The following is an 8,574-nucleotide window of genomic DNA, read 5'->3' as shown; positions in this document are numbered from 1 at the left end:
GCAAGGAAGTAAGATCCCTGAAAGATGATCAGGTTGATAGGTCTGAGGTGGAAGCGTGGTGACACGTGGAGCTGACAGATACTAATAGATCGAGGACTTAACCTATATTCTAATGTGAAAAATGAACATTGTTATCTAGTTTTGAGAGAACATTTTTCAAAAATCTCTTGATTTATTTGTAATACATAGTATAATATCTTTTGTCACTAAATTGTCTGGTGATGATGGCGAAGAGGTCACACCCGTTCCCATACCGAACACGGAAGTTAAGCTCTTCAGCGCCGATGGTAGTTGGGGGTTTCTCCCTGTGAGAGTAGGACATCGCCAGGCTTTCTTCATTCCGCAGTAGCTCAGTGGTAGAGCTATCGGCTGTTAACCGATCGGTCGTAGGTTCGAATCCTACCTGCGGAGCCAATTTGGAGAGCTGTCCGAGTGGCCGAAGGAGCACGATTGGAAATCGTGTAGGCGGTAACCCCGTCTCAAGGGTTCGAATCCCTTGCTCTCCGCCACAATTTACATAATAAAGGGCCCGTTGGTCAAGCGGTTAAGACACCGCCCTTTCACGGCGGTAACACGGGTTCGAATCCCGTACGGGTCACCATTTTTATAGAAATACATACCAGCATTTCATTCGGAGGATTAGCTCAGCTGGGAGAGCATCTGCCTTACAAGCAGAGGGTCGGCGGTTCGAGCCCGTCATCCTCCACCATATCTTTTATATCGTCGCGGGGTGGAGCAGTTCGGTAGCTCGTCGGGCTCATAACCCGAAGGTCGCAGGTTCAAATCCTGCCCCCGCAACCAAAATGGTCCGGTAGTTCAGTTGGTTAGAATGCCTGCCTGTCACGCAGGAGGTCGCGGGTTCGAGTCCCGTCCGGACCGCCATTTTTTAAAAAGAATACTTGGCTCGGTAGCTCAGTTGGTAGAGCAACGGACTGAAAATCCGTGTGTCGGCGGTTCGATTCCGTCCCGAGCCACCACTATTTGCCGGTGTAGCTCAATTGGTAGAGCAACTGACTTGTAATCAGTAGGTTGGGGGTTCAAGTCCTCTTGCCGGCACTGTTTTTCAAATGTGGAGGGGTAGCGAAGTGGCTAAACGCGGCGGACTGTAAATCCGCTCCCTCCGGGTTCGGCGGTTCGAATCCGCCCCCCTCCACCATTTTTATTTTCATAGGGGCATAGTTTAACGGTAGAACAGAGGTCTCCAAAACCTCCGGTGTGGGTTCGATTCCTACTGCCCCTGCCAATTATATGATTCATAACATCTATGGCGGTTGTGGCGAAGTGGTTAACGCACCAGATTGTGGCTCTGGCACTCGTGGGTTCGATTCCCATCAATCGCCCCATTTTATTATTGGGCTATAGCCAAGCGGTAAGGCAACGGACTTTGACTCCGTCATGCGTTGGTTCGAATCCAGCTAGCCCAGTTGATATGCGGAAGTAGTTCAGTGGTAGAACACCACCTTGCCAAGGTGGGGGTCGCGGGTTCGAATCCCGTCTTCCGCTCCAATTATGGCGGCATAGCCAAGTGGTAAGGCAGAGGTCTGCAAAACCTTTATCCCCGGTTCAAATCCGGGTGTCGCCTTTTTTGAAAAGACTGCCGGGGTGGTGGAATTGGCAGACACACAGGACTTAAAATCCTGCGGTAGGTGACTACCGTGCCGGTTCAAGTCCGGCCCTCGGCACCATTTTTTATTATTATAAGTTGCGCTCTTTAATGATCATGCCGGTGTGGCGGAATTGGCAGACGCGCACGACTCAAAATCGTGTTCCTCACGGAGTGCCGGTTCGACCCCGGCCACCGGTATCTATATCATCGGTAGTAAATACGATGAAATCAACGTTTCTTACACTTTGTAAGGAACGTTTTTTATTTATCTTCAATACGATTCTTATAAAAATATCGTGTACATATAATCGTGTGCTTACCTGTCATTAAACAAGAATGTTAAAGGAGGGATACATTTGGAGATAAGGTTTGCTAATTTATCAGATACATCGGTAATACATGATTTAATGATAAAGGCATTTTTGGAGTATAAAGACGAAGTGCCACCTTCAAGTGCTTTGGAGGAAACTGTGCAATCCGTTTTAATTGCCTTAAAAGACGGAGAGAGGAGTTTAATTTGTTATATTGATAATCAGCCAGTTGGAATGGTTCGCTTTAAAATAAAAGAAGATAGTTTATATTTTTATAGACTATCAGTAATTCCAGAAATGCAGGGTCATGGTATTGCCAAAAAATTATTAAGTTTTTTAGAAAATTTTGCAGTACAAGAAGAATTAACTAGTATATTCTGCAAAGTTCGTATGACCGTGACTAGAAACATAAAATTGTATAGTTCAAGGGGGTATAGCATCTACGATGAGGAAGTTGTACATAAGCCAAATGGTTTAAGTATAAAAATTGTTTCAATGATGAAAAAACTTGGTTAAAAAATTATCGATTGGAGGGTGAATTTCATGCATTTGATATGTGAAAGTGAAAAAATAGAAGATTATTTGCTTGAATTAAACCAAGTCAATTATACTAATCCTATTATTAGGTCTAATGCAGATGAACTTTTTAATCCGGCTCAAACTGCAATTGAAAAGACAAAACTTGCTTATGAGTATGTTCGTGATGAAATATCTCATTCTTGGGATATACAAGGGAAACGGGTAACATGTAATGTATCGGATGTATTAGTGTATAAAGAAGGAATATGCTATGCAAAATCTAATTTGTTAGCATCTTTATTTTAAGAAATGTTGAATAAATAGCATAATGCCAATGGTTCAAGGGTTCAGACGTTCAAGTACGACTCAAAATCGTGTTCCTCTGGAGTGTCGGTTCGACCCCTGCCACCGGTATCTAGTTTAAGATATTCTTTATTATCGTCAATTACAGAAGAATTAAGGAATATTAACGTTTAAAACGTCTTTCTACAAATTGTAGGAGGGCTTTTTTTATTTGTTGTTTACCTGATTTTTCACACGAAAAAATTACTTCAAATTGTGTTCAAAGGAGATTGACTTTTACTTTATTGATGGTTACCTTATGATTAAACTAAAGGGGCAGGACAATTGAGATGGATTGGATCAATTGTACATAGGAGGTGTTGTAATGATTACGGTTAAAAATGCTGAAAGTTATCTTAAAGATAGCATCGGTGAAGATACCGATGAGATAAATAAGGTTTGGGAAACATTTAAGGCTTTTTCAAAGGAGACCGTTGAGGGCGAAGAAGATAAAGAAATTTTATTTCAGTGTGGTGTCTATGATTTTACAGGAGAGGAACTCTTTCATCTTGATTTTGTACGTCAGTTTACAATTTATGAAGAAGATGATTATTCTCACATGGAACAACTGCACTGTGAATTTTTATTTAAACCAACAAGCGAGTTAAAAAAGTTAAAGGTAGTAGAAGAATGGTCAATGGATTATGACGATATAGATCATTTTTTTCATCATATTGAAAGTATTCATGAGTTTAAAATTCCTTTGACTTTAAAGCCGATAAAATCAGCAATATATCAAGAAGAACTTTAACTCTTATTTCATTAACAGCTGCTTTACTTTCAGAGGGTATACCTTGCCTTTTTGAAATCATTTATCACGGAGTGCCGGTTCGACCCCGGTCACCGGTATCTATTAAAAGTTTGGTTTTTACCATGAACCTAACGTTTCACCCTCGTAGTGAAACGTTTTTTTGTGGTTTAAATGAGTTATTTAGATGAAAATAGAATCCTATTAGAACAGAATGAGCATGTACTACTTTTAACAGAATAAACTTTAGATGATTTGCAACATTTGGTACGATACATTTAACCATATAAGGAAACAGAATGGATTGGCGCATTCACATAAAACAGTGAATTACCTTTGTGTAACTAAATGAATATTTGTGGGTACATGCACATCTTTAGCTTGCATCATCATTGTGACCCAGTTTGGGGGAGAATTTATGAAAAAACAAAATGATCATGAAGAGTTATTGACAGGTGGAAATGTCTCCAACGTATATCGTTCGGGAGATACGGTTCGCAGAGAGGTAAAGTCAGACAATATGAATATACAAAAGCTGCTAAAGCATTTAGAAAAAAAGAATTTCTCCTATGCTCCAACATTTTTAGGGGTTGATGAAAAAGGTAGAGAGATCTTGTCCTTCATTGAAGGGGTGGCCGGTCATGATCCCTTAAAAGAATACATGTGCTCTCACAATGCTTTAAAAGAAATAGCGAAAATGCTTAGACTGTATCATGATGCTGTTTGTGATTTTCCCATTTCAGACGATTGGGAACGAATGGACAATACGCCTAACAACATAGAGGTTGTGTGCCATAATGATTTTGCGATGTACAATATTATTTTCAAAAATAAAAAGCCAGTGGGAATCATTGATTTTGATGTAGCCGCCCCTGGTCCAAGGCTTTGGGATATTGCATATACTCTCTATACTTGTGTCCCTCTCAGTAGGTTTTTTCGTACAGTAACAGGGGAGGTCGTAAATTATCATTCGTTAGAGCATGCAGCCCATATAAAGTATAGAGTCAAACTGTTTTTTGAAGCTTATGGTGAGGAAATACCAGAAGATTATGTGGACATGGTGTTGCTGCGTTTAGAAGGTCTATGTCAATACATGAAGCGAAAAGCGAATGAAGGGGATAGAGCCTTTCAAAAAATGATTCATGACGGGCACCTTGAACATTATCAAAAAGACATACAATTCATTCATGAACACAGAAAAGAATGGATTTGAGGATGCCAAGGGTTTTATAAAAGAAAAAGGACAACTCATTTTTTTACTAGTTTCATGTGGATGTTACAATTGGTTATAATAGTTCAATAAAATGAATGTAAAGAGGCGGAGTTGTTATCTTGCAAATGAAGACGATATTACAGACTATGATTGAAGATGAGCGATCACATGATTATCCGCTTTTTAGACAGTACTGTGTAAGGAAAGAACAGGGGCTGCGTAAAGATGCGTTAAAGGTTCTTCAGTCTTTTGTTGAAGAGATGAATAAGAATGAATTTGCAGCACGGCGTTCATTTGTTGCTTGGCTGTTTGATTACATTGAACGTTTTGAGGATGGTCATTTGCTTGTGTATCCATTGGTACATGGGGTGATCCACCCTGTTCTTCGCGAGTGGGAAAATATTGATCCAATGGATGTGAGACCGTATCGCTGGCAAGGCTTGTTTGTGCATCAGGGGGAAGGTCTGCCCTATTTATTGAAGGCATTAGAGATGGGAGGCAGCAAAGAGCAGCGAGTGATTGTTCAAATTTGCGAAACCTATTTCTCGGCTTTGTGGTATTCGTTTCATCATATACATGAAGATCTTTATTTAAGCACCTATGAGAAAGATCATGAGCGAATTCAAGGGATTCAAGATGTCATGAAACTGATCGAAGATAAAAATGTTCAAAGCAATGTTGAAAAACTAGCAGTCTACTATAACCAGCTTTTATCGGACTGGAAGGAATTTCAGCAGACGGAGACAAGAGGCTTTGTGAAATGGTGTGCGGATCGTAAGAAGCCCTATGAGTGGGTACAGACATTTTACTATAATCAATAGTTGTTTTTCATAAGAAAAAGGCTGGGGTCAACCCTGCCTTTTTTATTTATGCCATATTCTTTCTATTTCTACATGGTCTGCTTTAAAATATTTCAGGATGTAGACATCTGGATTGCTTAGTTGTTCCCACTCCTTGAATCCAATTGCGGGATCGGCGTGTTTTAGAAGCAGGCTCATAATATTGCCATGAGTGGCGAATAAAGTATGATCTCTTCCTAATTTTATTTGTTCATAGAGTGCCTCTACAATACGATTCATCGCTTCTTGGCTCGACTCTCCGCCTTCACAGGTCATATGCATGTCCGAAAAACTGAGCTTTAGTTTTTCATACCAATCTTCCATTGGTTGACTGCTTAACCTACGTTCAGAGAGCCGTTTGTCAATTTGTACCTTTATCTGTTTGGCATGAGCAAGGGGCTCAGCGGTTTGAATCGCTCGTTTATAAGGACTTGAGATGATCTGGTTGAGCTGAATGCCGGAAAAAAACTGTGCGAGTTCATGCGATTGTGTGATGCCTTGAGGCGTTAAAGACGCATCCTCGGATTGTCCATCTGCTTGACAGTGTCTGACGAAATAATATGTCTTCATAGGGGGGACACCTTCCTCTAAGTATAAAAAAATCATCCAATATTGGATGAGGGTTCACGAAAGTTGAGGTTCTATTTGTTCGTGTCTGCTTCTTTGTATGGATTTATCAGTTTTGAGGTTAGGTCTAAGTTGAACAAAAAATCATCTATGGTGTCTGTGCCAAAGGGAAGGGTGGAAAAATTAATTGGGATGCTGTCTTCTTGCGTATCTGAAGTAATCGGCTGTTTGTGCTGCTTTTTTCTCCAGTTCTTAAACAAGCGCATGTGAGGCCCCCTTTTCTAAAAAAAAAGATGGATTTATACATAATATACGGGGAGAGTTGTCCGAGCGTCAATTGTTTTCTTCAAAAGGATTTATTACATTTGTACGGAAAGAGCCACAGCTAAGTGCGGATCTTCCCGTGTTTTGACATGGCACGGTGTATGGCTTGTTGTACCTTTCGTTCGCATCTGATGTTGTATGGCTTCTTATGGAGTTTACTCGTCTTAAATTGACCAATTACACGGCGGACTCCTTGATCATAAATGATCAGCTCTCTGCTCGTTTGATCACTTAATAACGCTTGAAACCAGCTGTATTTTTTTAGCTGTGCTGCATTCCGTGATATATCATCTTCATCTACCTGTAAAAAAGGGATATACAGAGCAAGATTGAAGATGTCTAAAATGAATCCCATATCACTGACCCCCTTCATATCGTTTATTACGTTTAGAAAGGGGAATGGTTCCTTTCAATTGGTTTTAAAAACAATCCCAGTGCATGAACCATTCTTTATTTTCTTTGTCGTAATAGAAATACATCGTCCCGTTATCACCAATCATGAACCGAGGTTTTTCTTCTGATGCGATTTGCAGCATGAATTCTCCTGACATCTGGTGGGGAGGAGATTGGATGTAAGCTCCGTATCCACCGATTTTTGTAAACGAGTAGTTTGAGTAATGCTCGAAGAAATGATCTGTCGCTTCTTCACTTTCATTAACCTCTGATAAGTCAACGTATGACCAAGCTTCCTCCCAGCATGGATAATCCGGTTGTTCCCCTTCGAGCCACTCTATCTGGAAAGGTTTCATTCCTTTCACGTCTTCAGGGGGCTCAGCGATTTCTAATCCTTCCATTGATGAATATTCAATGAGTTTCCAGCCCTCACCGTTTTTGGCGATATCGATCGGAAGGGTTTTCTTGTTGATGAAAATTTGAATCATCTTATATTCATCAAAGCCGTTCATTCCCCCTGGTACTTCGGGTAAATACATTTGTAAAATGGGAATCATAGCTCCATCTTGATCTGCCGGCCACCCTTTATCACGTTGGATGAAAAAATGACCAGCAAACCAGCTGTACTTAGATGGATCAGGGCGAAACCCGCCTATTTTGGCTACAATAGGAGTTTTTCCTAGTTGATTTAATTCGTCAAAAGCTTTGATCTTCATTTATCCATCCCCCATTCTTTAGCCAGCAATGTGTGCATCTTGAAACGTTCCATTCATATTGCCAGAGACAATGATGACATGTCCCCAAAATAAATCTCCGTCATGATAGTAGGCTTCGAATTCTCCATTTGGATAAGCATGGAGGCTTTCAAGAGAGATGCGGCTGATAAATTGATCCGGTGTGATCTCTTCTGAATTTTCAGCGGAGTCGTCTTGTTCCTGCCAATCTTTTGCTAGTTCAAGCAGCTGATTTGCTGCATATGACTTCATGGAGGCATCCCATGTTGTCTGCTCTTCTACGAGTTGTCTAGCCGTTTTCAGAGAGTCATTCGTTTCTTCCTCTTCTTCAAGATTGAAGTAAAGTAGGCACTCCTCATTGCCCCACTGGATGGTTGTTTCAAATAAGTCTAGTCCTTTCACTAATTCAAAGGTACCCAGCTTGTCATCGTGGTAAAAGATAGGTTGTTGAGCTTCTTCTAATATTTCTTGAAGTTCCTTATCTTCAGTATCTGTATCAACAAGTGAAACGAGCATAAATTCACCTTCACCTTTACGTACTTGAAGTGTGACGATAGATTCTTTATGTAATTGCGCTTGTTTTTCTCGTAATCCCTTTTCATCTGTTAACCAGCACAGTCTCACTTTTTCGGTTATGATGCGGTCTTTTTCCTTCCATGCAATGAGTGGGATTGAAGCAGTCCAAAGAGTTTCTTTTCCTGCTTTTCCTGCGCCGACTCCAGAAGGTCCTGTAACAGCCATGATGTCTATCACTTCTTCTGAGAATCTTTGTTCAAATATGTTGATTTGTTTGTTTGATTTCATAGGATGTCCCCCAGCTTGATTTATTTGATGGAGCTATACCTTTATCACACCGTACATTGGCAGAGGAAATCAAGCTTTTTTTGTTTAAAACTGTTTTTTAGGTTTGTGGCAACAGAGAGGATACATGGATTGCTGGAGGTTGAGTCACAATAAAAAAGCAAATCGGTTCGGATT

The 8,574-nt window shown here is 40.5% G+C and carries 10 protein-coding genes, 16 tRNA genes and 2 rRNA genes; 23 read left to right on the top strand and 5 right to left on the bottom strand.

Annotated elements, in window-relative coordinates; translation table 11 throughout:
• From ACSBQP_RS08475 to ACSBQP_RS08365, 23 genes are all read left to right on the top strand, one after another.
• Nucleotides 1-105, top strand: a 23S ribosomal RNA gene (locus ACSBQP_RS08475); the annotation flags it as partial.
• Nucleotides 106-214: 109 nt separating this feature from the next.
• Nucleotides 215-330, top strand: a 5S ribosomal RNA gene (rrf, locus tag ACSBQP_RS08470).
• A gap of 9 nt (nucleotides 331-339) precedes the next feature.
• A tRNA-Asn gene (locus tag ACSBQP_RS08465) sits at nucleotides 340-414 on the top strand.
• Nucleotides 415-418: 4 nt separating this feature from the next.
• Nucleotides 419-509: transfer RNA gene (locus ACSBQP_RS08460), tRNA-Ser, on the top strand.
• 17 nt (nucleotides 510-526) lie between these two features.
• Nucleotides 527-601 (top strand) — tRNA-Glu (locus tag ACSBQP_RS08455).
• 32 nt (nucleotides 602-633) lie between these two features.
• Nucleotides 634-709 (top strand) — tRNA-Val (locus ACSBQP_RS08450).
• Nucleotides 710-724: 15 nt separating this feature from the next.
• A tRNA-Met gene (locus ACSBQP_RS08445) sits at nucleotides 725-801 on the top strand.
• 4 nt (nucleotides 802-805) lie between these two features.
• Nucleotides 806-882: transfer RNA gene (locus ACSBQP_RS08440), tRNA-Asp, on the top strand.
• A 19-nt stretch (nucleotides 883-901) separates the two neighbouring features.
• A tRNA-Phe gene (locus ACSBQP_RS08435) sits at nucleotides 902-977 on the top strand.
• 6 nt (nucleotides 978-983) lie between these two features.
• A tRNA-Thr gene (locus ACSBQP_RS08430) sits at nucleotides 984-1,056 on the top strand.
• Between the two features lie 15 nt (nucleotides 1,057-1,071).
• A tRNA-Tyr gene (locus ACSBQP_RS08425) sits at nucleotides 1,072-1,156 on the top strand.
• Between the two features lie 13 nt (nucleotides 1,157-1,169).
• A tRNA-Trp gene (locus ACSBQP_RS08420) sits at nucleotides 1,170-1,243 on the top strand.
• 24 nt (nucleotides 1,244-1,267) lie between these two features.
• Nucleotides 1,268-1,343: transfer RNA gene (locus ACSBQP_RS08415), tRNA-His, on the top strand.
• Between the two features lie 9 nt (nucleotides 1,344-1,352).
• Nucleotides 1,353-1,424, top strand: a tRNA-Gln gene (locus ACSBQP_RS08410).
• A 7-nt stretch (nucleotides 1,425-1,431) separates the two neighbouring features.
• Nucleotides 1,432-1,506: transfer RNA gene (locus tag ACSBQP_RS08405), tRNA-Gly, on the top strand.
• Between the two features lie 5 nt (nucleotides 1,507-1,511).
• Nucleotides 1,512-1,582, top strand: a tRNA-Cys gene (locus tag ACSBQP_RS08400).
• Nucleotides 1,583-1,596: 14 nt separating this feature from the next.
• Nucleotides 1,597-1,685 (top strand) — tRNA-Leu (locus ACSBQP_RS08395).
• Nucleotides 1,686-1,722: 37 nt separating this feature from the next.
• A tRNA-Leu gene (locus ACSBQP_RS08390) sits at nucleotides 1,723-1,804 on the top strand.
• Nucleotides 1,805-1,962: 158 nt separating this feature from the next.
• A complete protein-coding gene (locus tag ACSBQP_RS08385) occupies nucleotides 1,963-2,433 on the top strand; it encodes a GNAT family N-acetyltransferase (protein WP_181891787.1) in 471 nt (156 codons plus the stop codon).
• A gap of 27 nt (nucleotides 2,434-2,460) precedes the next feature.
• Nucleotides 2,461-2,742 carry a transglutaminase-like domain-containing protein gene (locus ACSBQP_RS08380; protein ID WP_181891786.1) on the top strand — a complete coding sequence of 94 codons (282 nt, stop codon included), beginning with the start codon at nucleotides 2,461-2,463 and terminating at the stop codon, nucleotides 2,740-2,742.
• A 361-nt stretch (nucleotides 2,743-3,103) separates the two neighbouring features.
• Nucleotides 3,104-3,529 carry a hypothetical protein gene (locus ACSBQP_RS08375; RefSeq protein WP_017360396.1) on the top strand — a complete coding sequence of 142 codons (426 nt, stop codon included), beginning with the start codon at nucleotides 3,104-3,106 and terminating at the stop codon, nucleotides 3,527-3,529.
• Nucleotides 3,530-3,944: 415 nt separating this feature from the next.
• A complete protein-coding gene (locus ACSBQP_RS08370) occupies nucleotides 3,945-4,739 on the top strand; it encodes a phosphotransferase (RefSeq protein WP_046343022.1) in 795 nt (264 codons plus the stop codon).
• Between the two features lie 119 nt (nucleotides 4,740-4,858).
• Nucleotides 4,859-5,560 carry a hypothetical protein gene (locus ACSBQP_RS08365; protein WP_046527439.1) on the top strand — a complete coding sequence of 234 codons (702 nt, stop codon included), beginning with the start codon at nucleotides 4,859-4,861 and terminating at the stop codon, nucleotides 5,558-5,560.
• Nucleotides 5,561-5,602: 42 nt separating this feature from the next.
• Here the strand turns inward: ACSBQP_RS08365 and ACSBQP_RS08360 are convergent, their stop codons facing one another.
• The 5 genes from ACSBQP_RS08360 to ACSBQP_RS08340 form a co-directional block, all read right to left on the bottom strand.
• A complete protein-coding gene (locus tag ACSBQP_RS08360; protein ID WP_019743958.1) occupies nucleotides 5,603-6,148 on the bottom strand; it encodes a histidine phosphatase family protein in 546 nt (181 codons plus the stop codon).
• Nucleotides 6,149-6,219: 71 nt separating this feature from the next.
• On the bottom strand, nucleotides 6,220-6,411 hold the full coding sequence (locus tag ACSBQP_RS08355) for a hypothetical protein (protein WP_046527438.1): 192 nt from the start codon (nucleotides 6,409-6,411) through the stop codon (nucleotides 6,220-6,222).
• 119 nt (nucleotides 6,412-6,530) lie between these two features.
• Nucleotides 6,531-6,824, bottom strand: coding sequence for a hypothetical protein (locus tag ACSBQP_RS08350; RefSeq protein WP_024719925.1), 294 nt, complete (start codon nucleotides 6,822-6,824; stop codon nucleotides 6,531-6,533).
• A 64-nt stretch (nucleotides 6,825-6,888) separates the two neighbouring features.
• Nucleotides 6,889-7,578: a DUF1963 domain-containing protein gene (locus ACSBQP_RS08345; RefSeq protein WP_046527437.1), complete on the bottom strand. Its 690-nt coding sequence runs from the start codon at nucleotides 7,576-7,578 to the stop codon at nucleotides 6,889-6,891.
• Between the two features lie 18 nt (nucleotides 7,579-7,596).
• Nucleotides 7,597-8,400, bottom strand: a complete 804-nt coding sequence (locus ACSBQP_RS08340) for a DUF2262 domain-containing protein (protein ID WP_046527436.1) — start codon at nucleotides 8,398-8,400, stop codon at nucleotides 7,597-7,599.
• Between the last annotated feature and the right edge of the window lie 174 nt (nucleotides 8,401-8,574).

This window comes from Bacillus sp. G402, from assembly GCF_051172515.1.
Taxonomy (GTDB): Bacteria; Bacillota; Bacilli; order Bacillales; family Bacillaceae; genus Bacillus; species Bacillus altitudinis.
This window is presented reverse-complemented; position numbering and strand designations above follow the sequence as displayed.